Genomic DNA, 23,240 nt, shown 5'->3' with positions numbered 1-23,240 from the left:
CGATGAAACCCAATCCCCTGCTTGATTTTTCCGGACTGCCACGCTTCGACGCGATCACGCACGAGCATGTCACGCCCGCCATCGACACCCTGCTGGCCCAGGCGCGCGCCACCGTGGCGCAGCTCGAAGCGCCGATGGAAGAAGTCAGCTGGGACAACTTCGTCACGCCGCTGGACCAGATCGGCGAAACCCTGGGCCGTGCCTGGAGCATCGTCAATCACCTCAACAGCGTGGTCGACACGCCCGAGCTGCGCGCCGCCTACAATGCGAACCAGCCCAAGGTGACGGAATTCTGGACCGAGCTGGGCCAGAATGAAATCCTGTTCGGCAAATACAAGCAGCTGCAGGCCAGCGCCGCGTTTGCCAGCCTGTCGCCGGCGCGCCGCCGCATCGTCGACAATGCCGTGCGCGATTTCCGCCTCGGCGGCGCCGAGTTGCCGGACGACCAGAAGGAACGCTTCGGCGCCATCCAGGAAGAACACGCGGCCGTCTCGACGCGCTTTTCCGAAAACGTGCTCGACGCCACCAATGACTACAAACTGCTGGTCGACAATGAAGCGGATCTGGCCGGCCTGCCCGACGACGTGAAAGCGGCCGCGCGCGCCGCCGCCGAGAAAGCCGGCAAGCAGGGCTTCGAGTTCTCGCTGCACTTCCCTTCGTATTTCCCTATTTTGCAGTTCGCCGACCAGCGCGAATTACGCGAAACCATCTACCGCGCCAACGCCACCAAGGCGTCCGATCAGGGCACGGTGTTCAGCAAGAAAGAAGACTGGGACAATACGCAGAACATCGTCACGCTGTTGAAACTGCGCGACGAAGAAGCCAAACTGCTGGGCTACGCCAATTTCGCCGAAGTGTCGCTGGTGCCGAAAATGGCCACCTCGCCAGACCAGGTGATCGCCTTTTTGGAAGACCTGGCCCGCCGCGCGCGCCCGTACGCCGAAAAAGACCTGGCCGAACTGAAACAATTCGCGCAGGAAGAACTCGGCATCGCCGACCTGCAGGCGTGGGACGTACCGTACGCCTCCGAAAAGCTGCAGGAACGCCGCTATGCGTTCTCGGCCCAGGAAGTGAAACAGTATTTCCCTGAACATAAAGTAATCGACGGCCTGTTCCGCCAGATCCAGAATCTGTTTGCGGTCGAGATCAAGCCTGACACCGCTTCCGTCTGGCACAAGGATGTGCGTTTCTACCGCATCGAGCGCGACGGCAAGCTGGTCGGCCAGTTCTACCTGGACCTGTACGCGCGCGCGGGCAAGAGCGGCGGCGCCTGGATGGACGACGCGCGCGGCCGCCGTGCCGACGCGCAGCACGTGCAAACCCCGATCGCCTACCTCACCTGCAACTTCACGGAACCGGCGGTGGTCGACGGCAAGATCCAGCCTGCGCTGTTTACCCACGACGAAGTGATCACCCTGTTCCACGAATTCGGCCACGGCCTGCACCATATGCTGACGGCCGTCGATGAACTGGGCGTGTCGGGTATTTCCGGCGTCGAATGGGACGCGGTGGAACTGCCGTCGCAATTCATGGAAAACTTCTGCTGGGAATGGGAAGTGCTCGAACATATGACGGCCCACGCCGTCACCGGCGAGCCGCTGCCGCGCGCGCTGTACGACAAGATGCTGGCGGCGAAAAACTTCCAGTCCGGCCTGCAGACCTTGCGCCAGGTGGAATTTTCCTTGCTCGACATGCATCTGCACTATGACTACGACGCGGCCAGCGGCCAGAGCGTGCAGCAGCTGATCGACGGCGTGCGCGCCCAGTTCGCGCTGATCGTGCCGCCATCATTCAACCGCTTCCAGAACTCGTTCGGCCATATCTTTGCCGGCGGCTACGCGGCCGGCTACTACAGCTACAAATGGGCCGAGGTGCTGTCCGCCGACGCCTATGCGGCCTTCGAGGAAGCCAAGGCGCTGGGACCGGAAGCATCAACCGAAACCGGCAAGCGCTATCTGCAGGAAATCCTGTCGGTCGGCGGTTCGCGCCCGGCGCTGGAATCGTTCACGGCCTTCCGCGGCCGCGAGCCGAGCATCGACGCCCTGCTGCGCCACAGCGGCATGGCGGCCTGAAGGACGACATGGCAGACATGACGCGCGTCGACTTTCATACCAATGTGCCGGACAAGCTGGCTTACGCCTGCCGCCTGGCACGCAAAGCCTATATGGCCGGCAACAAGGTCGTGGTGCTGGCGGGGAACAGCGCCCAGCTCGACGCCATGAACGCGGCCATGTGGACCCTGTCGCCGACCGACTTCGTGCCGCATGTGCTGGCCGGCGACCCGCTGGCCGCGCAGACGCCGATCGTGCTGACCGACAGCGAGGACGTGGAGCTGCCGCACCACGATATCCTGGTCAATGTGTCGCAGCTGATCCCCGGCCACTACGCCGACTTTCAGCGCGTGTTCGAGATCGTTTCCATGGATGAACAGGACGCCCAGGCGGGCCGCCAGCGCTTTTTGCACTACCGCAAGCAGAACCTGCAGCCGACGCACTTTGTGGCGGGTAAATCATGAATGCAAGCACGAATGAGCAGCCATTCGACCAGGGCATCCCGCTGCTGACGGAAGTGCTGTCGGGGCCGGAAGCCCTGCACGAGACGACAGCGGAGCCGGAACCGGCGCCGTCCATCGGCAAGATCGACATTATCGAGATGGCCGAGATCGCCGAGATTGAGGCCGCGCCGGTTGCTGTACCGGCCATCGTCCAGCCCGACTGGGACGCCATCGAGCAGCGTTTGACCCAGCGCATCCTGCACCAGGTGCAGGGCAAGATCGACCACCTGCTGGAAGAGCGCATCGCCCACGTGCTGCAGACGGCGCTGCAAAACGCCCTGATCGGCATGCGCGGCGCCCTGCGCGAAGACTTGCAGCAGTCGCTGGAACAGATCGTGGCGCATGCGGTGAGTCATGAGTTGGGGCATCTGCATCCGCCGCGATAAGACACCTGTCAAAACCTACTGCGCGTCGGTTTTGTCAGGTGTCGTAAGTTTGCTGGATATTTAGGTTGAACTTCGTTACACCCAAACCTTTCCCCACGCCATTGTTTGGTGCACCCACACCCGTGAAATTGGTGCATCGCGCCTCACTTTGGTGATTGTCGCGACAAAATGCAAAAAGCCGCAATTGCGGCTTTGCGCGGCCTGATTTTTATTGTACCTTTCTCCACACGCACCGCCCGTCGAAGCGGTTTTCACGAGACGCCGCCGTATTTATTATCCATTGGAGAATGTTCATGCTGCTCAAGACCACCACCGTTTCCCTCGCCATCGCCTTTGCCTTTGCCGGCACTGCGGGCGCGCAGGAAGTCATCAAGATAGGCCATGTGGCACCGGTCTCGGGCGCCAGCTCCCACCTGGGCAAGGACAATGAAAACGCGGCCAAGATGGCCATCGACGACCTGAACGCCAAGGGCTTCAAGATCGACGGCAAGGCCGTCAAGTTCGTGCTGGTGGGCGAGGACGATGCGGGCGACCCGAAACAGGGCACGGCGGTGGCGCAGAAGCTGGTCGACGCCAAGGTCAACGGCGTGATCGGTCACTTGAATTCCGGCACCACCATTCCCGCCTCGCGCATCTATTTCAATGCCGGCATTCCGCAGATTTCGCCGGCCGCCACCAACCCCACCTACACCCAGCAGAAGTTCAATACGGCCTTCCGCGTGGTGGCCAATGACAACAAGCTGGGCGGCACCCTGGGCGCGTATGCGGTGGGCAAGCTGGGCGCCAAGAAGATCGCCGTGATCGACGACCGCACGGCGTATGGCCAAGGCGTGGCGGAGCAGTTCGTCAAGGGCGCGAAGAAGGCGCTGCCGGGCGTGCAGATCGTCGGCAAGGAATTTACCAATGCCAACGCGACCGACTTCAACGCGATTCTCACCAGCATCAAATCGAAGAATCCCGACCTGGTCTTCTTCGGCGGCATGGATTCGGTGGGCGGCCCGATGCTGCGCCAGATGAAGGCGCTGGGCATCAAGGCCAAGTTCATGGGCGGCGACGGCGTCTGCACCGAGCCGCTGGGCAAGCTGGCTGGCGACGCCATCGGCGAAAACCTGGTCACCTGCGCGGAAGCGGGCGGCGTGACGGGCGAGCAGCAGAAGGGCATGGACGATTTCCGCGCCCGCTACAAGCAGAAATACAATATGGAAGTGCAGCTGTACGCACCGTATGTGTACGACGCCGTGATGACCATGGCCACCGCCATGGCCGACGCCAAATCGTCGAAGCCGTCGGTCTACCTGCCCTTCCTGGCCAAGGTCAAATACCAGGGCGTGACAGGGCCGATCGCGTTTGACGCGAATGGCGACATCAAGGACGGCGCGCTGACCCTGTTCACCTACCGTGACGGCAAGAAAACCAAGATGGAAGTGGTCAAGTAAGCGCGCCGGCGGTATAAGACTGCAACCCCGCTACCAGCGCATCGAAGACGGCGCGGCAGCCCAGGCTGGCGCGCAGGTCTTCGTGCATGGTCACCCAGGTTTCCAGCGGCAGGGTAAAAGCCTGCGGCAGGATGCGCCGCAAGGCGGGATTCCTTGCCGCCAGCGCCACCTGGCAGCCGCCGATGCCGGCGCCAGCGCGTATCAACGCCAGCTGGGCCAGGTCGCTGTCACAGCACAGGGCAAAGCGGTCGCGTGAAAACGCCTGCCAGTTGCCGCCCGCGCTGCGCACCAGCGCGCTGGGCGTGTCGTAGCCGATCAGCGCATGTTGCACCAGCTCGGCCAGTTCCAGCGGTTCGCCATGGCGCGCCAGGTAATCCTCGTGCGCGTGCAGTCCCACCTCGATCACGCCGATTTTGCGCATCACCAGCCGCTCCTGGCGCGGCGCCACCATGCGCACCGCGATGTCCGCTTCGCGCCGCAGCAAATCCTGCACCCGGTTGCTCAATACCAGTTCCACCACCAGCGCCGGATGGCGCTCGCGCAGGCGCGCCAGTATCGGCGGCAGCACTTCCCCCCCCACCACTTCGCTGGCCGAGATGCGCACCACGCCGGCCACGCCTTCGCCCGCATTGCCGGCCGCGCGCGCCATCAGCGCCGCCGTCTGCTCCATCGCCTGCGCATGGGGCCGCAAGGCCAACGCGATATCGGTGGGCAGCAAGCCCTGCTGCGAGCGCGTAAACAGCAGCACGCCCAGTTCCTGTTCCAGCGCGGCAATATGCCTGCCGACAGTGGGCTGCGTGATGCCCAGGGCGCGCGCGGCGGCGGACAGCGAACCGTGGGTCAGCACGGCCAGCAGCGAACGGTAGTATTCCCAGGCGATGTTTTTGGTCATGCATGAATGTATAGCTGACAGGCGATGCTCGTCAATTCCCAACTAGCTCCTTACAGCCGATACTGGGACCATCAACCACAGGGAGAGCATTATGGAAACAGCATTGGTACTGGGCGCCACGGGCGGCATCGGCGGTGAAATGGTGCGCCAGTTGCTGGCGGCGGGCTGGCAGGTGCGCGCCTTGCGCCGCGGGGAACTGCCATCGCCGCGCAATGATGGAATCCGCTGGCTGCGTGGCGACGCCATGGTGCGCGCCGACGTGCTGGCGGCCAGCGAAGGCTGCTCCGTGATCGTGCACGCCGTCAACCCGCCCGGCTACCGCGACTGGGACAAGCTGGTGCTGCCGATGCTGGACAACACGATCGCCGCCGCACAGCGGCAAGGCGCGACCATCGTGCTGCCCGGCACGGTCTACAACTATGGCGCCGATGCCTTTCCCGTATTGACAGAGGACGCGCCGCAGCGGCCGGCCACGCGCAAGGGCGCGATCCGGGTCGAGCTGGAAGCGCGGCTGCAAAGTGCTTCAGCGCAAGGCGCGCGGGTGCTGATCGTGCGCGCCGGCGACTTCTTCGGTCCCCATGCCGGCAACAGCTGGTTTGCACAGGGCTTGGTCAAGCCGGGCCGGCCGGTGCGCGCCATCCAGTATCCGGGCGCCGCTGGCGTGGGACATCAATGGTCCTACCTGCCCGACGTGGCGCGCACCATGGTCGAACTGCTGGCACTGCGCGAACGCTTGCCGCCATTTGCCCGCTTTCACCTGGCCGGCCACTGGGATCACGACGGGCGCCAGATGACGGACGCGATTGCGCGCGTGGTGGCGCAAGCGACGCGCCGCACACCGCGCGTGACAGCGTTTCCGTGGTGGCTGATGGCCCTGGCGGCGCCGTTCGTGGCGACCTTGCGCGAACTGCGCGAGATGCGTTACTTGTGGCGGACGCCGGTGCGCATGGATAATGCAAAGCTGCTGGCGGTGCTGGGGCACGAGCCGCATACGCCGCTGGACGTGGCGGTCAAGGCGACGCTGGAGGGGATGGGCAATCTGCGCGCGTAAAAAAACGCGCCGGGCATGCCGGCGCGCTGTTTGCGATACTGCTGCGGTGTCGGCACAGATTATTTCTGTGCCAAAATCCATTTGACGAGGGTGCGGGCTTCCGCTTCGCTCACCTGCGGGTTGGCTGGCATCGGGATCGCGCCCCAGGTACCGGAGCCGCCCTTCATGACTTTCGCCACCAGCTTGTTTTCCGCGTCTTTTTGACCGGCATACTTGGCGGCCACGTCCTTGTACGCAGGACCGACCAGCTTGCTGCCGACGGCGTGGCAAGCCATGCAATTCTTTGCTTTCGCCAGGTCGGGATTGGCCATCGCCACTTGCGAGGTCAACGCCGACACAGCCAACACACCTACCAACATCATGGAACGTTTCATTGTCTTTTCTCCAGAGTAACTTCCTGCCGGCATTCTACCGTGTTTCGGCAGGTTCACCACGAGCCCAGATCAAGCGTTTTAAACAGGCTAACGTTTGAGGCAGATCCATTTTGCCCCATCTGGATGGCCATGACCATGTTGTTTGTAAGGCGATGTAACGCCGGCCGCGCAGCCCCTGAAAGCGGCACGGCCGGTGCGGCGTTTTTACAACGATCAGCGCTTTTTCAGCTGCGACAGATCGCGCACGGCGCCGCGGTCGGCCGAGGTGGTCAGGGCCGCGTAGGCCTGCAGCGCCTGCGACACATAACGCTCGCGGTTGACCGGCAGCCAGGCCGCATCGCCCTTGGCTTCCATGGCGGCGCGGCGCGCAACCAGTTCGGCATCGGTGATGCGCAGGTTGATGGTGCGCTCGGGAATATCGATATCGATGAAGTCGCCCTCTTCCACCAGGCCGATGGCGCCGCCTTCGGCCGCTTCCGGCGAAGCGTGGCCGATCACCAGGCCCGAGGAGCCGCCCGAGAAGCGGCCATCGGTGAACAGCGCACAGGCCTTGCCCAGGCCCTTCGATTTGATGTACGAGGTCGGGTACAGCATTTCCTGCATGCCAGGGCCGCCTTTCGGGCCTTCGTAGCGGATGATGACGACGTCGCCTTCATGCACGGTGTCTTCCAGGATCGCGGCCACGGCCTCATCCTGGCTTTCGAACACGCGCGCCTTGCCCGAGAATTTCAAAATGCTTTCGTCGACGCCGGCCGTCTTGACGATGCAGCCCTTCTCGGCGAGGTTACCGTACAACACGGCCAGGCCGCCGTCCTGCGAATAGGCGTGCGCCTTGTCGCGGATGCAGCCGGTGGCACGGTCGGTGTCGACGGAAGCGAAACGCTCCGATTGCGAGAACGCCGTCTGCGTCGGCACGCCACCGGGCGCGGCGCGGAACAGTTCATGCACGGCCGGGGCATCGGTGCACTTGATGTCGTTCTGCGCGATGGCGTCGGCCATGGTCGGCGCGTGGATGGTCGGCAAGGTGGTGTTCAAGAGGCCGGCGCGCGCCAGCTCACCCAGGATGCCCACGATGCCGCCGGCGCGGTGCACGTCTTCGATATGGTATTTGTCGGTCATCGGCGCGACCTTGCACAGGCACGGCACCTTGCGCGAAATGCGGTCGATATCGGCCATCGTGAATTCCACTTCCGCCTCATGCGCGGCGGCCAGCAGATGCAGCACCGTATTGGTCGAGCCGCCCATCGACACATCGAGCGCCATCGCGTTCTCGAACGCGGCCTTGGTGGCGATCGAGCGCGGCAGCACAGAATAATCGTCCTGCTCGTAGTGGCGCTTGGCCAGTTCCACGATCAGCCGGCCGGCGCGCAGGAACAGCTGCTGGCGGTCCGAGTGGGTGGCCAAAATCGTGCCGTTGCCGGGCAGGGCCAGGCCCAGCGCTTCGGTCAGGCAGTTCATCGAGTTGGCGGTAAACATGCCGGAACACGAACCGCAGGTCGGACAGGCCGAACGTTCGATTTCGGCCACGTCGGCGTCGGACACGCTGCTGTCGCCGGCCTTGATCATGGCGTCGACCAGGTCGAGCTTGATGATCTTCTGGGCGCCGTTGACCACCTTGATCACCTTGCCCGCTTCCATCGGGCCGCCGGAAATGAACACCACGGGAATATTGATGCGCATGGCGGCCATCAGCATGCCCGGCGTGATCTTGTCGCAGTTCGAGATGCAGACCATGGCGTCGGCGCAGTGGGCGTTGACCATGTATTCGACCGAGTCGGCGATCAGGTCGCGCGAGGGCAGCGAGTACAGCATGCCGCCGTGGCCCATGGCGATGCCGTCATCGACGGCGATGGTGTTGAATTCCTTGGCCACGCCGCCGGCCGCCTCGATCTCGCGCGCCACCATCTGGCCCAGGTCCTTCAGGTGCACGTGGCCAGGCACGAACTGGGTGAACGAGTTGACGACGGCCACGATGGGCTTGTCGAAGTCGCCGTCCTTCATGCCGGTGGCGCGCCACAGGGCGCGGGCGCCGGCCATGTTGCGGCCGTGGGTGGTGGTGCGTGAGCGGTATTGCGGCATGATGGTCTTTCAAAAGAGTTGCCTGACTGCCGGGCCTGGATGATGAAAGCCCTGTGCGCAGTGGGGGTACGCCAGATTGCCTTGCGCACGCCCCCGTGTCAAATATATGATGCACGCATCTGTGAGTCGAAATAGATATCACAGCAATTGTTCAACATGGAAATACATATCAATGATGCCGCTCGAGCTGCGCCAGCTGCGCTATTTCGTCACCGTCGCCGAGGAACTGCACTTCGGCCGCGCCGCGCTGCGCCTGCACATGACGCAGCCGCCGCTGTCGCAAACCATCATGGCACTCGAAGAGCTGCTGGGCGCGCCGCTGTTTGTCCGCACGCGCAGGGAAGTGAGCCTGACGCCGGCCGGCACCGCCCTGCTGCCCGAGGCGCGCCGGCTGCTGGCCCAAGCGCAGGACCTGCCGGCGCTGGTGCGGCGCGCGGCGCAAGGGGAAGCGGGCCGGCTGTCGCTGGCGTTTGTCTCGTCGGCCGACTACAGCGTGCTGCCGCCGCTGCTGCGCGCTTATCAAACCAGCTACCCGCAGGTGCAGATCCAGCTGCAGGAAGCGACCTCGGACTTGCAGCTGGACGAACTGCTGGCCGGTCGCATCGACGCCGGCCTGTTGATCCCGCCACTGCCCGACAAGGCCAGGCTGGCGCTCGACTACCTGCCGGTGCTGGCCGAACCGCTGGTGCTGGCCGCGCCGGCCGGGCTGGCCATATTGAACACGCCAGGTCCCCTGCGGCTGCGCGACGTGCCGGCGCTGCCCCTGATCATTTTCCCGCGCGCCATTTCGCCGGCGCTGCACGACGCCATCCTGGGCGTCTTTCGCGCGGCCGGCATCACGCCGCTGATCGGCCAGCAGGCGATCCAGATGCAAACCATCGTCAGCCTGGTCTCGGCTGGCATGGGCATCGCGCTTGTGCCACAATCGGTGTCGAATCTGATGCGCCCCGGCGTAGAATACAGGCCGCTGCAAGACCCAACGCCCTTGGTGGAGACGGGGCTTGCCTGGCGCCGCGACAATACTTCGCCCGTGCTGCAGGGTTTTCTGACCCTGCTGCGCGGCACCCTGCCTGATTTTTAGAAGGAATACCGATGCTGATCCACCCGATGCCCAACCCGATCGCCATCCAGATCGGCCCGCTGGCCGTACACTGGTATGGCCTGATGTATGTGCTGGCCTTTGCCCTGTTTATCGCGCTGGGACGCGTACGCATCAAACAGCCCCATATCTTTGCATTGGGCTGGAAGAAGGAGGACCTCGACGACATGCTGTTCTACGGCATGCTGGGGGTGGTGATCGGCGGGCGCCTCGGCGAAGTGCTGTTCTACCGCCCCGAATATTTCTTTCACAATCCGCTCGAGATCTTCATGGTCTGGCATGGCGGCATGTCCTTCCACGGGGGCTTTTTGGGCGTAATCCTGGCCATGTATTTGTGGGGCCGCAAGGCGGGCCGCAACCTGTTCGACGTGCTGGACTTTATCGCGCCGCTGGTGCCGCTGGGCTACGCCGCCGGCCGCCTGGGCAACTTCATCAACGCCGAACTGCCGGGCCGCATCGCCCCGGAAAGCCTGCCGTGGGCCATGCAGTGGCCCGGCATTGCCTACCCCGTGCACCCGTCGCCGCTCTACCAGATGCTGGTCGACGGCATCCTGGTGTTCATCATCCTGTGGCTGTTTGCGCGCAAGCCGCATCCGCGCGTGGCGGTCGGCGCCATGTTCACCCTGCTGTATGGCTGCGCCCGCTTCCTTACCGAGTACTTCCGCACGCCGGACTGGGAAGTCGTCTGGTTCGGCGTGCCGATCACCTCGGGCCAGATGCTGTCGCTGCCGATGATCGTCGGCGCCATCCTGCTGCTGGTGTGGTCGTACAAAAGCCGCATCATGGCCACACCACCGAGCAAGGCCCGCATCGCCGACGCTTGATCAGGATCAATGTTTCCTGATAGATAGACTTGACTTCCGGAGTTCAGTATCATCGTTTTGCCGGCCTCGGCGATACGATCACCCCGGGAGTCACGATGATGCAAGCCGTGCAACGCAAGCCGCTGCTGTGGATGACCTTGGTGCCGGCCTACCTGCTGCTGCAGGCCTGCATGACCGCGCTGGCCAGCAGCCATGCCGAAGCCGTCTCCTATCTGTTCTGCACACTTGCGCCGGCGCTGGCGCTGCTGGCCTGCTGCCGCTGCGCCTGGCTCAGCGCGCCGGGCGTGGCGCGCAATGGCTGGGCCTTGCTGGCGGCGGCCGTGCTGCTGTGGACCAGCGGCATGGCGCTGTCGGCCTGGCAGGACATGAGCGACCTGGTGGCCTCGCGCGCCACCTATTTTTCCGACTTCGCCTACTTCATGTACGGCGCCCCCATCCTGCTGGCGATCTCCTCGGTCGGCGAACAGCGCCCATCGCGTACGCTGCAATGGCTGGACGCCGTGCAGATCCTGCTGGCCGGCTACCTGGCCTATACGGCCATCTTCAACGTCTCGCCGTTTGACCGGCGCTCGGCCGCGCCGATACCGATCGAACTGCTGGTGGTGACATACCACGTGGAAAACCTGGTGCTGGCCAGCTGCGCCAGCCTGCGCCTGCTGGCCCACCGCGCCGATGGTGAACAGGGGCGCTTCTACCTGCTGCTCACCAGCTTCCTGTGGTGCTATGGCATTTGCGCCGGCATCCATAACTACCTGACCCTGCATGCCATCGAGAGCGCCGGCCTGGCCGAACTGCTGCCGGTGCTGCCCTTTTTGCTGCTGGCAGCTCTGGCGTTGACCACCGTGCCTGGCCGGGAAGAAACGCGCATACCGCGGCCGCGCCAGCAACTGACCTTATTGATCGACAATTTCAGCCCGATCTTTTTCACGGCGTCCTTGCTGGGCCTGGGGTTCGTCATCATGCGCGAGCATTTTTACCTGGCCGCCACCGCCCTGTTCGTCGCGCTGGCCGTGCACGCGCTGCGCTCGGCCACCTTGCAAAGCCGCTACATGCAAAGCGAGAACGACTTGCGGGCCGCGCTCGACAAGCTGGAAAAGCTGTCGCTGACGGACGGCCTGACAGGCATCGCCAACCGGCGCTGCTTCGACCAGACCTTGCAGCTGGAATGGCAGCGCAACAACCGCAACGGCACCGGGCTGGCGCTGTTGATCATCGATATCGATTTCTTCAAGAGCATCAACGACGAGCTGGGCCATCCCTACGGCGACACCTGCCTGGTGAAAATCGCCGCCGCCCTGCAATCGGCGCTGCCGCGCGCCAGCGACCTGGTGGCACGCTACGGCGGCGTGGAATTTGCCGCCATCCTGCCCGCTACCGGCCAGCCTGGCGCGCTGGCGGTAGCGCAAAAAATGCAGGAAGCCATCGCGGCGGCTGCCGTCCACCATGCGCCCACGCGCGGTGGCAAGGTGACGGCCAGCATCGGCCTGGCGCTCAGCACGGTCAGTGGTTCCGCTCACGCGCCGGAGCAGCTGCTGGCCGCCGCCGACCAGGCACTGTACCGGGCCAAGCACAATGGCCGCAACCGTATCGAGCAAGAGCTGATGGAGTGAATCACTTTGATGAGCACAACGAGGCGCAAGGCATGATCTTGAAATAATTTTTTCCAAATTTGAAAAATTAGAAAATCCTTTTCATTTTCGGCATTCGATTCTATAATTTACTCCGGGCCGACGCCCGTGCCCTTGCCTTGCCAGGCAAGGTGCGACACCAGTCACCCTGACAAGAGAGTAAAGAGATGGCACAAGCAGCCGCAATCGACCAGTTAATGCAGCAAATCGTCGATGAATACGACAGCCTGTCGCGCCAGTTGAAACTGATCGCCAAGCATATCGAACAAAATCGCGCCAGCCTGATGCTCGAGCGCATCAGCGACATCGCCGCCGCCTGCGACGTGCAGCCGTCGGCCATCGTGCGCTTCGCCCAGCGCTTCGGCTTTTCCGGCTTCAGCGAAATGCAGGACGTGTTCCGCCAGGCCTACACCGACCAGGCGCGCGCCGCGCCCAATTACCGCCAGCGCATCCGCAAGCTCATTTCCTCGCGCGACAGCAAGGTGCGCACGGGCGACCTGACGCGCGAATTCATCGGTGCGAGCCGCAGCGGCCTCGATGAACTGGCGGCCGGCCTTGATGACGAACAGCTCGACGCGGCCGTCACCTTGCTGCAGCAGGCCGACAATATCTATGTGGTCGGCGTGCGGCGGGCGTTTCCGGTGGCCTCGTATATCGCCTACGCCCTGCAGCACACCAGCAAGCGCGTGCACCTGGTGACAGGTTTGGGTGGCGGCCACCGCGACCAGATGCGCAGCGTGCGCGAAGGCGACGTGGCGATTGCCATCAGCTTCGCGCCGTATGGCAAGGAAACCCTGGAGTGCGCGCGCATGGCACATGACAATGGCGCCAAGACGCTGGTGATCACCGACAGCACGCTGGCGCCGCTGGCGCGCAGCGCCGACGCCCTGCTGACAGTGACCGAGGGCAGCGCCTTTGCCTTCCGCTCGCTGACCGGCACCATCTGCCTGTGCCAGGCGCTGTTCATCGCGCTGGCCTACCGCATGGAAATCGATATCGAGGAAGTGGGTACGCAGGCGCCCGACTAGTCTTCCAGGCGTGCCTGGATGGCTTTCCACTGCGCCGGCGTGACGGGCGTGATCGACAGCCGGCTGCCTTTTTTCAACAGCAGCATGTCTTCCAGCGCCGGCATCTGGCGCAGTTCGGACAGCGGCAGCAGCGCCGTCTTTTTCAGGCCGCGCACGTCGACGCTGACCCAGCGCGGCTGCTCCTGGGTGGCTTTCGGGTCGAAGTAATGGCCGTCTTTTTCGAACTGGCTGTGGTCGGGATAGGCCGTGCTGGCCACTTCGGCCACGCCCACCACGCCCGGCTGCGCACAGCTGGAGTGATAAAACAGCACGCCGTCGCCTACACGCATGCCGTCACGCATGAAGTTGCGGGCCTGGTAGTTGCGCACGCCGAACCAGGGCATGGTGTGCTGCGGCGCGGCCATCAGGTCATCGATGCTCACTTCGGTGGGCTCGGATTTCATCAACCAGTATTGCTTCATGTCTTCCCCTGAACACTGCGGACGTAAAAAAACGGCTGCGCATCGTCATGCCGCAACCGTTTTTTCTGTATTAGGCCCCGCCTGTGCCGCTATGCCGGCATCCCGAACCAAACGGTTCAAGGTGGTCACGTTAGTTCAATTTCGGGTTCGTCGAACGAGCGACGCTCACTCCCATCAAACAAAATTCGCAACCGATGCGCATAAATGGTTCAAGGAATATATGGCAATCGCGAACACCGCAGGGTAGGCCGAAGTTTACTCCTTAGTCCGCGCATCGCAAAGGGAATTCGTACAGAAAACGCGGCCCGGGCACTTAAGCGCTGCTTAAAATAAATTTTCCTGGGGCGTCAACGCGCTGTCCAACACCATGTGCATGGCCGAGATTTTTTGCTTCACTTCCATGATGGTCAGCTCCGACAGCGGTCCTTGCGGCGACTTGACGGACAAGAATTCCGCCGCCACGCCCAGCGCCGCCAGCACGGCGATGCGGTCATTGCCCTTGACCTTGCCCGCGTCGCGGATGGCCTTCATCTTGCTGTCCAGATAAATGGCCGCTTCGCGCAGCGCGCGCTCTTCGCCATCGCGGCAGACCATGCTGTACGACTGGCCCATGATATTGACATCGACACGCGACATTACGCTTCCTTCCCGTTGTCAGCCGCCTGGGCCATGGCTTCGGAGGCGGCCTGTTCCAGGCCCGCCTGCACCAGTTGCGGAATGTTTTCCAGCAGCGCCTCGACCCGCTCCTGCGCCTCGCGCATGCGTTGCACGTACAGCGCATTCTCCGCGGCAAGGGCGGCATTGTCCTTGCGCAGTTGCGCGTTTTCACGACGCAGCGCATGGGTCATTTCGGCCAGCAGGCCGATTTTGTCGGATAATTCGTTGAATTCGGAAATCATCCCGCCACTATAGGGCGCAGGTCATGCGGGCGTCAATCGAATCACGTTGCTGACACACATAATTACATCAATACGCGTAGTTGCCGGTAAATACATGCTTTTTATCATCACGTCACTATTTCTGATGTATTAACGACCACTTTGCGCAGGCTCTTCGTAGTCCGGTTCGATGTCCAGCGTGCCATAGCGGTTTTCGCAGGAACGGCGGCGCAGTTCCTGCTTGCCGTTTTTACCATCGAACACCATGGTCAGGTCGCGGCAGGTGGTGAAACTGCCGGGCTTGGTCCCGGTGTCGGACGGCGTCAGGCTGACCCGCAGGGGAATATTGTTGCCCAGCCCCTGGTTGCTCCACTGCCGGCGCTTGCCATCCTCTTCATCCTTCAGGGTGCGCACGGCCGCATTGAGCAGATCCTTCTTTTCCTGCGCGTTCAGCATGGCCACCGTGACGTCGGACAGGAAGGGCGGATAAGTGACGGGCGGCGCATCCTTGCCCTGGATATCCCAGCGTCCGCTGTTTTGCGAGCAGGTACGCCGGCTCAGGTCCTGCGTCTTGCCGCCGGCCGTGACGACGAATTTCAGGTCGCGGCACACATGCGCCTTCAGGCTGTGTTCGGTCATGCCGGAATTGCTGAAGCTGTAGACGGCTTGCATGGTGGCCGCCTTCGCGCTCGCGTTGTCCCATACATGCGCTTCCTGGTCGTCGTCATCCTTGTTCAAATCGTTGAACAGTTCATTCATCAGCGCCTCCTTGTCCTGCGGCGACAGGCTCACCACCGTCAGTTCGTCGAGAAAAGTTTGCGCGGTGGCATGGCCGGAACAGGCCAGGCTGAAGGCGGCGAAGGACAGGCAAAGGGCATGACGGGAAAACAAGCTGGGCATGATAGTGAAGTGTTTGATAAGCAATACTGATCATCTTAGCAAATTTGATCGCGATGCAATGTTTCCTGCGTGTACAGGAACAGCCCTGCCGCCCAGGCCATGCTAGAGTCGCATCCGCCGCTGACGCCCGGGAAGATGGCTTGCGCCAGCGCAAACCTCAGCCCGAATGCCACTTGCACGGATCGTGTATATATATGTTCCCCTTGAATAAGCCCCCTGCCGTCCCTATAATTAGCACTCGTTAGTAGAGAGTGCTAACAAACTCTTTCGTAGCAATCCTCATGACAGACCGATGCTTGCCAGCTTTCGGCAAGGAGTACGCGCGGTGGGCGACGCCGCAGCGCATTCCCGCCAGAGGCGGACAGGCACGGGACGATCGAGGTTTGCTTGATTCGTTGCATGCCGTTATTGATTCCTCGATACGGCGGTCGGTCGACAGCGGGCCTGGCACGATGCCGGGCTGGCCAGGATCGAGCAACACTTATCCATTGAACTTTAAGGAGTTTTGTATGAATCTGCGCCCATTGAACGATCGCGTCATCGTCAAACGCCTCGACCAGGAAACCAAGACTGCGTCCGGCCTCATCATTCCTGATGCAGCTGCTGAAAAACCGGATCAAGGCGAAGTCCTTGCCGTAGGCAATGGCAAGATTCTCGACGATGGCAAAGTCCGTCCTCTGGATGTCAAAGTAGGCGACCGCGTCCTGTTCGGCAAATACGCCGGCCAGACCGTCAAGGTCGATGGCCAGGAACTGATGGTCATGCGCGAAGAAGACATCATGGCGATCGTCGTTCAGTAATTCGTTTCCACGTTTTAAATAGATCTATTCCGAAATTTCTGGAGAATTGAACATGGCAGCTAAAGAAGTAGTATTCGGCGACGCAGCGCGCGCCAAGATGGTCGAAGGCGTGAACATTCTCGCCAACGCAGTCAAAGTGACCCTGGGCCCGAAAGGCCGCAACGTGGTCCTGGAGCGCTCGTTCGGCGCCCCTACCGTCACCAAGGATGGTGTATCGGTAGCGAAAGAAGTCGAACTCAAAGACAAGCTCATGAACATGGGCGCGCAAATGGTCAAGGAAGTTGCTTCCCGCACCAGCGACAACGCCGGCGACGGCACCACCACCGCGACCGTGCTGGCACAAGCCATCGTGCGCGAAGGCATGAAGTTCGTTGCCGCCGGCATGAACCCGATGGACCTGAAGCGCGGCATCGACAAGGCTGTCGCTGCAACGGTTGAAGAGCTGGCAAAAATCGCCCGTCCTTGCACCACCACCAAGGAAATCGCCCAGGTTGGCGCGATCTCGGCCAACTCGGACTACTCGATCGGCGAGCGTATCGCTGAAGCGATGGAAAAAGTCGGCAAAGAAGGCGTGATCACCGTGGAAGACGGCAAGTCGCTGAACGACGAGCTGGACATCGTGGAAGGCATGCAGTTCGACCGCGGCTACCTGTCGCCGTACTTCGTCAACAATCAAGAAAAGCAAGTTGCCATCCTGGACAATCCATTCGTCCTGCTGTGCGACAAGAAAATCTCGAACATCCGTGACCTGCTGCCGGTACTGGAACAAGTCGCCAAAGCTGGCCGTCCACTGCTGATCATCGCGGAAGACATCGAAGGCGAAGCACTGGCGACCCTGGTTGTGAACAACATCCGCGGCATCCTGAAAACGTGCGCAGTGAAAGCACCAGGCTTCGGCGACCGCCGCAAAGCCATGCTGGAAGACATCGCTGTCCTGACCGGTGGTCAAGTGATCGCCGAAGAAGTCGGCCTGACCCTAGAAAAAGTCACGCTGGAAGAGCTGGGCCAGGCCAAGCGCATCGAAGTGGGCAAGGAAAACACCATCGTCATCGACGGCGCCGGCGAAGCTGCCTCGATCGAAGCACGCGTGAAACAAGTGCGTGTGCAGATCGAAGAAGCGACCTCGGACTACGACCGTGAAAAACTGCAAGAGCGCGTGGCCAAACTGGCTGGCGGCGTTGCCGTGATCAAGGTTGGCGCAGCCACCGAAGTCGAAATGAAAGAGAAAAAAGCCCGCGTTGAAGATGCACTGCACGCGACCCGCGCTGCCGTCGAAGAAGGCATCGTGCCAGGCGGCGGCGTAGCCCTGCTGCGCGCACGCGCCAACATCACGGTCAAGGGCGACAATCCTGACCAGGACGCAGGTATCAAGATCGTCCTGCGCGCGATGGAAGAGCCACTGCGCATGATCGTGCAGAACGCCGGCGAAGAAGCGTCGGTCGTCGTGGCAGCCGTACTGGCTGGCTCGGGCAACTACGGCTACAACGCCGCCAACGGCACCTATGGCGACATGGTCGAAATGGGCGTGCTGGATCCAGCCAAAGTGACCCGTTCGGCGCTGCAAAACGCCGCTTCGATCGCTTCCCTGATGCTGACAACCGACTGCATGGTCTGCGAAATCGCTGACGACAAAGCAGGCGGCGGCATGGGCGGCGGCATGGGTGGCATGGGCGGCATGGGTGGCATGGACGGCATGATGTAACCCCTGCGGCCCGGCGCGCAGGCGACGGCGTCGCCGGGCCGCATCGCCGCATGATCACTGGCAGGCCAAAAGCTGCTCTTTTATCTGCGGCAACCCCGAGAGCCATCTTCCACGGAAGGTGGCTTTTTTTCGCCTCGTCAAAATGAAGCAAGGGCATGATCATGGCCGCGCCGCCAGCGCCGCGCTGACGATTTCCCATTCGGCCATCCAGGCCTCGGTATGCGCGCAGCGCAGCTTGAGCAGGCCTTGCATGCGAGCGTGAAGTGCCATCAGCGGATAGCCGATGACCGGTTCATGATGCGCGATGCGGTTGCGCAAGCCACGCAGTGCCTCCAGGTCGTCGTAGATTTTCTGCCGGCTGGCCGCGACCGTCAGCGGTAACGGAAGATGCGGAAACACAGCATGCATGTGCGCATTCCAGAGATGCTGGTCCTGACCTGCCGTAAACATCTTGCACCAGAATGCAAATTTCAATTCGGCAATGACCTTGCCGGTCGCCCCAAGCGGGATACCCTGCCTGGCCGATTGCAATTCGCCCTTGGCCCATGCGGCCAGCGAACGTTCAAATCCCGGATGCCAAGGCCAGTTGGCCCCATATTTCAGTTCAAGTGCATGGGCTGCCGCGTTGCGGATCACGACTTCGCAAATATGCAGCGTCGAAAAAAATGCACACGATACCAAGGCGTTCCAGACATAAATATCGAGCGCCGTCGCAGCTGGCCCGAAGCCTGCGGCATTGATATACGTGCCCATCCTTGTCGGCGAAATGGCGGCCGTGACGGCCGCAGTTTGTTGTGCTGACAATGCCATATAACGTCCACTTCAAAAGTGATGCGCTCTTTTCAAAACGGTATATAATGGATTTGCGTGTTCCGGGACTTGTTGGCGCAAGCCTCCCCCCGGAAACAAGAGAGTTAGAATGGCCCACTTCGGTGGGCCATTCGCGTTTATGGCCGCATGATGTTGGCTGATTCATGCTGCCCCTTTCGCAGCCTACTCCCTGTACTCGCCCCGTTCTTGGGGATACGCAAGAAGCCGCCAGCGCGATTGCCCGCGCCCCGGTTTTGCTTTAGCATGGCCGCCATCATCCACCTCTTGTTCGCCACCATGCCGCCACGCGCCTCGTCTTCCAAAACCGCCATTACCGCCGGCATCCTGGCCGGCCTGCTGGCCGCCGCACTGGGCGCTTATTATGTGTATCAGCCGCCGGCAAGCTCGACAGGGCCGGCGATGCAGGAGGCGCCCGCCGCACAGGCTGACGACAAAGCGGTCAATGCGCTGTTGGCGCTGCCGGAAATCCGCGCCTGGTCGGCGCATATCGAAAAAGCCTCGGGCGGGCGTTCACATGGCGCGGTGATGGAAACGGCGCCCGAACAGCGCCTGGTCGATGGCCAGACCTATTTTCAACTGAGCTTTTTTGAAAACGCGCCCGATGCGGCGCACCGCTGGGAGAGCTTTCTGGTCACGCCAGACGGCAAGCGCATCCTGGTGGAAGACACTGCCGAAGGGGAATTGCTGAGCCTGGAGCGCTGGCGCAAGGAAAGCGCGCCCATGAAACGCGTGCCGAACTAGGCTTTCGCCGGCACTACTTGGACCGCGCCACTGACGCGCGCCGCCCACCACACCGTCAGCAGCGACAGGCCCGCCGCGATCCAGCCATTGATGCCATAACCGCTGATATGGCCGGCCGCGTCGGTATGCAGGCTCAATCCGCCCAGCCAGGCCCCCAGGCCATTGCCCACGCTTTGCAGCGCCGAATTGGCGCTCAGGAACGCGCCGCGCTGCTGCGGCGCGGGGATGGTCGTCAGCAGCGCCTGCAACGGAATGGTGCGCCCTGAAACAAACACCATAAACAGCGGAAACACCAGCATCAGCGCCAGCAGCGGCAGTTGCGGCAAATGCGTGATCAACAGCATCGGCACGATGGAGAACAGGGCCATCCAGCGGTAGACCGTCTGCTTGCCGGCCCGGTCGGCCCAGCGCCCGACCATGCGCGCCGTCACCAGCGTGGCGCAGCCGCCCGCCAGGTACACCCAAGTCACGTCCAGCGGCGCCAGGCCCTGGTTACCCACCAGCACCGGCGAAATGAACGGGATCAGCAGCATGCCGGCCGCCATGTTGACCACCGATAAGGCAAACGCCTGCACATGGCGCGGCTCGCGCAACAGCGCCAGCAGGTTCGGCAGCACTTCGCGCAGCGGCGCCGGAACGCTGGCCAGATGCGCCGTCAACGAGGGCAGTACGCGCGCCGCGCCCAGCCAGATCAGCAGCGACAGCAGCACCAGCAGGAAGAACGGCGAGGCCCAGCCGAAATGCGCGGCCAGCACCACGCCGATCGGCACGCCACCGATGGCCGCCATGGCAAACGAAGTCATCACCACGCCGGTGGCCGCGCCGCGCCGCTCGGCCGGAATCACGTCGCCGATAATGGCCATGGTGATGGCGCCCAGCACGCCGCCGGTCAGGCCGGCGAATGCGCGCGACCACAGCAGCACATGAAAGTTCGGCGCCAGCGCGCACGCCAGGTTCGATACGGTAAACAGGCAGAACATGGCCAGCAGCAGGCGCTTGCGGTCAAAGCGGTCGATATAGGTGGCGGCCAGCAAGCCCGATAGGCCGGCGCACCAGGCATAGGCCGAGACGGCGCCCGACACGGCGGCCGGGCCAATCTTGAAAGCCTGCATCAGCTGCGGCGCCAGCGGCATCATCACCATGAAATCCATGATCACCGTGAATTGCGTCAGCGCCAGCAGCCACAACATCCAGCGTTCGCGCGCCGGGCTCAAGACGGCGACAGGGAGAGACGTCATGCCAGGATCCAGATATATCATAAAAGATATATCTTGGAGAAACAGCGAGCCCAGCGCAAGGTTTACTTTCCCGCCGCAACATCCGATACTCGGCGCATGCCATCCTTCCATCGCCTTGTCCGCCCGCTCACTGCCGATGACGCGCCCGCCTACCGCGCGCTGCGCCTGGCCGGCATCGCCGAACTGCCGGCCGCCTTTTGCACCACGCATGCGCTGGAAAGCAGCGTGCCGATGGCACAGATGCGCCAGCGCCTGCTGCCCACTTCAAACCAAATAATATTTGGCATTTTTGATGATGCGCAATTGATCGCCATGGCGGGCCTGCGCCGGGAAGCGATCGCGGTGGTGCACGACAAGGCCAGCCTGTGGGGCGTGTATGTGGCGCCACAGGCGCGCGGCCAGGGACTGGGCCGGCAGCTGGTGCAGGCGGCCATCGACCATGCCTGCGCCATCCCGGAGCTGGCCACCGTGCGGCTGGCCGTGGCGCAGGACAACCAGGCGGCGTTGACCTTGTATCTGGCGTGCGGTTTCGCGCTCGATGGCGCCGCGCCGCAGGACGGCATGCTGCACCTGCAATTGCGGCTGCCGCGCCCTGCCATGCCTGCCGCGAAAGTGCCACAAAGTAGTGTCTTTCTGAAAATCAAACCCTTACGAATCCCTGCGAAATAGGGCTGAAGCCGTTTTTTCTGTTGCCAGCAAACGCGGCAGGCCTTAGCATCGCGGCTTACAAAAAAACTACCTGGGAGAGCCAATGTCAACGGCCGAGACACAAACCGCCACCGGCAAGATGCCGCGGCAGATTCCGTACATTATCGCCAACGAAGGCTGCGAGCGTTTCAGCTTTTATGGCATGCGCAATATTCTGACGCCGTTTCTGATCAGCACCTTGCTGCTGATGATACCGATCGACCAGCGTACGGGCGAAGCCAAGCATGTGTTCCATACGTTTGTCATCGGCGTGTATTTCTTCCCGCTGCTGGGCGGCTGGCTGGCCGACCGTTTTTTTGGCAAGTACAACACCATCTTCTGGCTCAGCCTCGTCTATTGCGCCGGCCATGCCTGCCTGGCCATCTTTGAAAGCAGCGTCAACGGCTTCTATTTCGGCCTGTTCCTGATCGCCTTCGGCTCGGGCGGCATCAAGCCGCTGGTGGCCTCGTTTGTCGGCGACCAGTTCGACCAGACCAACAAGCACAAGGCCAAGCTGGTGTTCGACCTGTTCTACTGGATCATCAACTTCGGCTCTTTCTTCGCGTCCTTGCTGATGCCGATGTTCCTGCGCGACTACGGTCCGTCGATCGCCTTCGGCATTCCCGGCATCATGATGCTGGCCGCCACCGTCGTCTTCTGGATGGGTGCCAAGAAATACGTGCACGTGCCGCCGGCGCCGCCGAATCCCGATTCGTTCACCCGCGTCGCCCGCACCGCCCTGCTGGCCCGTGTCGAAGGCGGTTCGCGCCCCGGCCTGTATGTCGCCTATGTCGGCGTGATCGGCGCCCTGTATGCGTTCTACAGCATCCCTGAATGGGGCTTCGTGATCTCGGCCTGTACCGCGCTGGTATTGCTGCTGGCTTTCGGCAGCATCGGCACGGCGATGCAGCTGGAACGCGCACGCGGCATCCACCCGGACGAAGCCGTCGAAGGCGTGCGCGCCGTGCTGCGCATCCTCGTCATCTTTGCGCTGGTCACGCCGTTCTTCTCGCTGTTCGACCAGAAAGCCTCGACCTGGATCGTGCAGGCCAACACCATGGAAAAACCGAGCTGGTTCCTGCCGGCGCAAATGCAGGCGCTGAACCCGATGCTGGTGATGCTGCTGATCCCGTTCAACAACCTGGTGCTGTACCCGATGCTGAACCGCTTCGGCCTGGAAGCGACGGCCCTGCGCCGCATGACGGCCGGCATCGGCTTTTCCTCGCTGGCCTGGATCGTCATCGGCCTGCTGCAACTGGCCCTGGACAGCGGCAGCGCCGTCTCCATCATGTGGCAGATCCTGCCGTATGCGCTGCTGACCTTCGGCGAAGTGCTGGTCTCGGCCACCGGCCTGGAATTTGCCTACAGCCAGGCGCCCGTGTCGATGAAGGGCGCCATCATGAGCTTCTGGAACCTGTCGACCACGGTGGGCAACCTGTGGGTGCTGATCGTCAACCGCAGCGTGATGAACGAAGGCGTGATCGGCAAGATCGCCGAGAGCGGCATCAGCGTCACGGCCTTCCAGATGTTCTTCTTTGCCGCCTTTGCCGCGGTGGCCATGCTGGCCTTCGGCCTGTATGCGAAGCGCTACAAGATGGTCGACAACTACCGCCAGGCGGTGGTGCCGGGCAAGGCGTAATCAAGCACGCAA

Annotated in this window: 23 protein-coding genes and 1 other RNA gene; 14 read left to right on the top strand and 10 right to left on the bottom strand. The window is 62.4% G+C overall.

Annotated elements, in window-relative coordinates:
• The first annotated feature begins 2 nt into the window (after positions 1-2).
• From ACP7B7_RS19395 to ACP7B7_RS19380, 4 genes are all read left to right on the top strand, one after another.
• Entirely contained in the window at positions 3-2,072 is a 2,070-nt protein-coding gene (locus ACP7B7_RS19395; RefSeq protein WP_426077750.1) for a M3 family metallopeptidase, read from the top strand.
• A 17-nt stretch (positions 2,073-2,089) separates the two neighbouring features.
• The gene (locus ACP7B7_RS19390; protein ID WP_308925700.1) at positions 2,090-2,515 is read left to right on the top strand and encodes a DNA polymerase III subunit chi; all 426 of its coding nucleotides are present in this window, start codon (positions 2,090-2,092) and stop codon (positions 2,513-2,515) included.
• On the top strand, positions 2,512-2,940 hold the full coding sequence (locus tag ACP7B7_RS19385; protein WP_426077749.1) for a hypothetical protein: 429 nt from the start codon (positions 2,512-2,514) through the stop codon (positions 2,938-2,940). The genes ACP7B7_RS19390 and ACP7B7_RS19385 overlap by 4 nt, the downstream gene beginning before the upstream one ends.
• A 293-nt stretch (positions 2,941-3,233) precedes the next feature.
• Positions 3,234-4,376: a branched-chain amino acid ABC transporter substrate-binding protein gene (locus ACP7B7_RS19380; RefSeq protein WP_308924784.1), complete on the top strand. Its 1,143-nt coding sequence runs from the start codon at positions 3,234-3,236 to the stop codon at positions 4,374-4,376.
• On the opposite strand, the gene ACP7B7_RS19375 is transcribed toward ACP7B7_RS19380, so the two are convergent.
• A complete protein-coding gene (locus ACP7B7_RS19375) occupies positions 4,369-5,268 on the bottom strand; it encodes a LysR family transcriptional regulator (protein ID WP_426077748.1) in 900 nt (299 codons plus the stop codon). The genes ACP7B7_RS19380 and ACP7B7_RS19375 overlap by 8 nt on opposite strands.
• A gap of 91 nt (positions 5,269-5,359) precedes the next feature.
• Between ACP7B7_RS19375 and ACP7B7_RS19370 the strand changes: the two genes are divergently transcribed.
• A complete protein-coding gene (locus ACP7B7_RS19370) occupies positions 5,360-6,319 on the top strand; it encodes an NAD-dependent epimerase/dehydratase family protein (protein WP_426077747.1) in 960 nt (319 codons plus the stop codon).
• A gap of 59 nt (positions 6,320-6,378) precedes the next feature.
• On the opposite strand, the gene ACP7B7_RS19365 is transcribed toward ACP7B7_RS19370, so the two are convergent.
• Together ACP7B7_RS19365 and ilvD are read right to left on the bottom strand one after the other, a co-directional pair.
• Entirely contained in the window at positions 6,379-6,693 is a 315-nt protein-coding gene (locus ACP7B7_RS19365) for a c-type cytochrome (RefSeq protein ID WP_065307527.1), read from the bottom strand.
• A 213-nt stretch (positions 6,694-6,906) separates the two neighbouring features.
• Positions 6,907-8,772 (bottom strand): dihydroxy-acid dehydratase, encoded by a 1,866-nt coding sequence (gene ilvD / locus ACP7B7_RS19360; RefSeq protein ID WP_426077746.1) that lies wholly within the window; start codon positions 8,770-8,772, stop codon positions 6,907-6,909.
• 175 nt (positions 8,773-8,947) lie between these two features.
• On the opposite strand from ilvD, the gene ACP7B7_RS19355 reads away from it, so the two are divergent.
• From ACP7B7_RS19355 to ACP7B7_RS19340, 4 genes are all read left to right on the top strand, one after another.
• Entirely contained in the window at positions 8,948-9,853 is a 906-nt protein-coding gene (locus ACP7B7_RS19355; RefSeq protein ID WP_308925699.1) for a LysR family transcriptional regulator, read from the top strand.
• Positions 9,854-9,864: 11 nt separating this feature from the next.
• Positions 9,865-10,695 carry a prolipoprotein diacylglyceryl transferase gene (gene lgt / locus ACP7B7_RS19350; protein ID WP_426077745.1) on the top strand — a complete coding sequence of 277 codons (831 nt, stop codon included), beginning with the start codon at positions 9,865-9,867 and terminating at the stop codon, positions 10,693-10,695.
• Positions 10,696-10,790: 95 nt separating this feature from the next.
• Positions 10,791-12,305 carry a GGDEF domain-containing protein gene (locus ACP7B7_RS19345; RefSeq protein WP_426077744.1) on the top strand — a complete coding sequence of 505 codons (1,515 nt, stop codon included), beginning with the start codon at positions 10,791-10,793 and terminating at the stop codon, positions 12,303-12,305.
• 185 nt (positions 12,306-12,490) lie between these two features.
• Positions 12,491-13,351, top strand: a complete 861-nt coding sequence (locus ACP7B7_RS19340) for a MurR/RpiR family transcriptional regulator (RefSeq protein WP_308924778.1) — start codon at positions 12,491-12,493, stop codon at positions 13,349-13,351.
• On the opposite strand, the gene ACP7B7_RS19335 is transcribed toward ACP7B7_RS19340, so the two are convergent.
• The 5 genes from ACP7B7_RS19335 to ACP7B7_RS19315 all read right to left on the bottom strand — a co-directional run bounded on the left by ACP7B7_RS19335 (position 13,348) and on the right by ACP7B7_RS19315 (position 15,581).
• Positions 13,348-13,812 (bottom strand): EVE domain-containing protein, encoded by a 465-nt coding sequence (locus ACP7B7_RS19335; RefSeq protein ID WP_426077742.1) that lies wholly within the window; start codon positions 13,810-13,812, stop codon positions 13,348-13,350. The genes ACP7B7_RS19340 and ACP7B7_RS19335 overlap by 4 nt on opposite strands.
• A gap of 70 nt (positions 13,813-13,882) precedes the next feature.
• Positions 13,883-14,060, bottom strand: a non-coding RNA gene (gene ssrS / locus ACP7B7_RS19330) — 6S RNA.
• 76 nt (positions 14,061-14,136) lie between these two features.
• Positions 14,137-14,448 carry a cell division protein ZapA gene (locus ACP7B7_RS19325; protein ID WP_308924776.1) on the bottom strand — a complete coding sequence of 104 codons (312 nt, stop codon included), beginning with the start codon at positions 14,446-14,448 and terminating at the stop codon, positions 14,137-14,139.
• Positions 14,448-14,711 (bottom strand): DUF904 domain-containing protein, encoded by a 264-nt coding sequence (locus ACP7B7_RS19320; RefSeq protein ID WP_308924775.1) that lies wholly within the window; start codon positions 14,709-14,711, stop codon positions 14,448-14,450. Before ACP7B7_RS19320 ends, ACP7B7_RS19325 begins: the two co-directional genes overlap by 1 nt.
• Before the next feature lie 129 nt (positions 14,712-14,840).
• Positions 14,841-15,581 (bottom strand): hypothetical protein, encoded by a 741-nt coding sequence (locus ACP7B7_RS19315; protein ID WP_426077740.1) that lies wholly within the window; start codon positions 15,579-15,581, stop codon positions 14,841-14,843.
• Between the two features lie 518 nt (positions 15,582-16,099).
• On the opposite strand from ACP7B7_RS19315, the gene groES reads away from it, so the two are divergent.
• Positions 16,100-16,390: a co-chaperone GroES gene (groES, locus tag ACP7B7_RS19310; RefSeq protein WP_065307519.1), complete on the top strand. Its 291-nt coding sequence runs from the start codon at positions 16,100-16,102 to the stop codon at positions 16,388-16,390.
• Positions 16,391-16,442: 52 nt separating this feature from the next.
• Positions 16,443-18,092 (top strand): chaperonin GroEL, encoded by a 1,650-nt coding sequence (gene groL / locus ACP7B7_RS19305; protein ID WP_065307518.1) that lies wholly within the window; start codon positions 16,443-16,445, stop codon positions 18,090-18,092.
• Between the two features lie 159 nt (positions 18,093-18,251).
• Here the strand turns inward: groL and ACP7B7_RS19300 are convergent, their stop codons facing one another.
• Complete coding sequence (locus tag ACP7B7_RS19300; protein WP_426077739.1) at positions 18,252-18,902, bottom strand: hypothetical protein; 651 nt, start codon at positions 18,900-18,902, stop codon at positions 18,252-18,254.
• 264 nt (positions 18,903-19,166) lie between these two features.
• On the opposite strand from ACP7B7_RS19300, the gene ACP7B7_RS19295 reads away from it, so the two are divergent.
• Complete coding sequence (locus ACP7B7_RS19295) at positions 19,167-19,664, top strand: hypothetical protein (protein ID WP_426077738.1); 498 nt, start codon at positions 19,167-19,169, stop codon at positions 19,662-19,664.
• On the opposite strand, the gene ACP7B7_RS19290 is transcribed toward ACP7B7_RS19295, so the two are convergent.
• On the bottom strand, positions 19,661-20,902 hold the full coding sequence (locus ACP7B7_RS19290; RefSeq protein WP_426077737.1) for an MFS transporter: 1,242 nt from the start codon (positions 20,900-20,902) through the stop codon (positions 19,661-19,663). The genes ACP7B7_RS19295 and ACP7B7_RS19290 overlap by 4 nt on opposite strands.
• Positions 20,903-20,998: 96 nt before the next feature.
• Between ACP7B7_RS19290 and ACP7B7_RS19285 the strand changes: the two genes are divergently transcribed.
• Together ACP7B7_RS19285 and ACP7B7_RS19280 are read left to right on the top strand one after the other, a co-directional pair.
• Positions 20,999-21,571: a GNAT family N-acetyltransferase gene (locus tag ACP7B7_RS19285; protein ID WP_426077736.1), complete on the top strand. Its 573-nt coding sequence runs from the start codon at positions 20,999-21,001 to the stop codon at positions 21,569-21,571.
• 82 nt (positions 21,572-21,653) lie between these two features.
• Entirely contained in the window at positions 21,654-23,228 is a 1,575-nt protein-coding gene (locus ACP7B7_RS19280) for an oligopeptide:H+ symporter (protein ID WP_308924768.1), read from the top strand.
• Positions 23,229-23,240: the final 12 nt, after the last annotated feature.

The sequence above is a fragment of the Janthinobacterium sp. PSPC3-1 genome, from assembly GCF_049896105.1.
Taxonomy (GTDB): domain Bacteria; phylum Pseudomonadota; class Gammaproteobacteria; order Burkholderiales; family Burkholderiaceae_D; genus Janthinobacterium.
This window is presented reverse-complemented; position numbering and strand designations above follow the sequence as displayed.

What these genes read in the sequence shown, in the direction of transcription:
- ACP7B7_RS19395 (WP_426077750.1), top strand. Translation starts at nt 3, where the DNA reads ATGAAACCCAATCCCCTGCTTGATTTTTCCGGACTGCCACGCTTCGAC.
- ACP7B7_RS19390 (WP_308925700.1), top strand. Translation starts at nt 2,090, where the DNA reads ATGACGCGCGTCGACTTTCATACCAATGTGCCGGACAAGCTGGCTTAC.
- ACP7B7_RS19385 (WP_426077749.1), top strand. Translation starts at nt 2,512, where the DNA reads ATGAATGCAAGCACGAATGAGCAGCCATTCGACCAGGGCATCCCGCTG.
- ACP7B7_RS19380 (WP_308924784.1), top strand. Translation starts at nt 3,234, where the DNA reads ATGCTGCTCAAGACCACCACCGTTTCCCTCGCCATCGCCTTTGCCTTT.
- ACP7B7_RS19375 (WP_426077748.1), bottom strand. Translation starts at nt 5,268, where the DNA reads ATGACCAAAAACATCGCCTGGGAATACTACCGTTCGCTGCTGGCCGTG.
- ACP7B7_RS19370 (WP_426077747.1), top strand. Translation starts at nt 5,360, where the DNA reads ATGGAAACAGCATTGGTACTGGGCGCCACGGGCGGCATCGGCGGTGAA.
- ACP7B7_RS19365 (WP_065307527.1), bottom strand. Translation starts at nt 6,693, where the DNA reads ATGAAACGTTCCATGATGTTGGTAGGTGTGTTGGCTGTGTCGGCGTTG.
- ilvD (WP_426077746.1), bottom strand. Translation starts at nt 8,772, where the DNA reads ATGCCGCAATACCGCTCACGCACCACCACCCACGGCCGCAACATGGCC.
- ACP7B7_RS19355 (WP_308925699.1), top strand. Translation starts at nt 8,948, where the DNA reads ATGCCGCTCGAGCTGCGCCAGCTGCGCTATTTCGTCACCGTCGCCGAG.
- lgt (WP_426077745.1), top strand. Translation starts at nt 9,865, where the DNA reads ATGCTGATCCACCCGATGCCCAACCCGATCGCCATCCAGATCGGCCCG.
- ACP7B7_RS19345 (WP_426077744.1), top strand. Translation starts at nt 10,791, where the DNA reads ATGATGCAAGCCGTGCAACGCAAGCCGCTGCTGTGGATGACCTTGGTG.
- ACP7B7_RS19340 (WP_308924778.1), top strand. Translation starts at nt 12,491, where the DNA reads ATGGCACAAGCAGCCGCAATCGACCAGTTAATGCAGCAAATCGTCGAT.
- ACP7B7_RS19335 (WP_426077742.1), bottom strand. Translation starts at nt 13,812, where the DNA reads ATGAAGCAATACTGGTTGATGAAATCCGAGCCCACCGAAGTGAGCATC.
- ACP7B7_RS19325 (WP_308924776.1), bottom strand. Translation starts at nt 14,448, where the DNA reads ATGTCGCGTGTCGATGTCAATATCATGGGCCAGTCGTACAGCATGGTC.
- ACP7B7_RS19320 (WP_308924775.1), bottom strand. Translation starts at nt 14,711, where the DNA reads ATGATTTCCGAATTCAACGAATTATCCGACAAAATCGGCCTGCTGGCC.
- groES (WP_065307519.1), top strand. Translation starts at nt 16,100, where the DNA reads ATGAATCTGCGCCCATTGAACGATCGCGTCATCGTCAAACGCCTCGAC.
- groL (WP_065307518.1), top strand. Translation starts at nt 16,443, where the DNA reads ATGGCAGCTAAAGAAGTAGTATTCGGCGACGCAGCGCGCGCCAAGATG.
- ACP7B7_RS19300 (WP_426077739.1), bottom strand. Translation starts at nt 18,902, where the DNA reads ATGGCATTGTCAGCACAACAAACTGCGGCCGTCACGGCCGCCATTTCG.
- ACP7B7_RS19295 (WP_426077738.1), top strand. Translation starts at nt 19,167, where the DNA reads ATGGCCGCCATCATCCACCTCTTGTTCGCCACCATGCCGCCACGCGCC.
- ACP7B7_RS19290 (WP_426077737.1), bottom strand. Translation starts at nt 20,902, where the DNA reads ATGACGTCTCTCCCTGTCGCCGTCTTGAGCCCGGCGCGCGAACGCTGG.
- ACP7B7_RS19285 (WP_426077736.1), top strand. Translation starts at nt 20,999, where the DNA reads ATGCCATCCTTCCATCGCCTTGTCCGCCCGCTCACTGCCGATGACGCG.
- ACP7B7_RS19280 (WP_308924768.1), top strand. Translation starts at nt 21,654, where the DNA reads ATGTCAACGGCCGAGACACAAACCGCCACCGGCAAGATGCCGCGGCAG.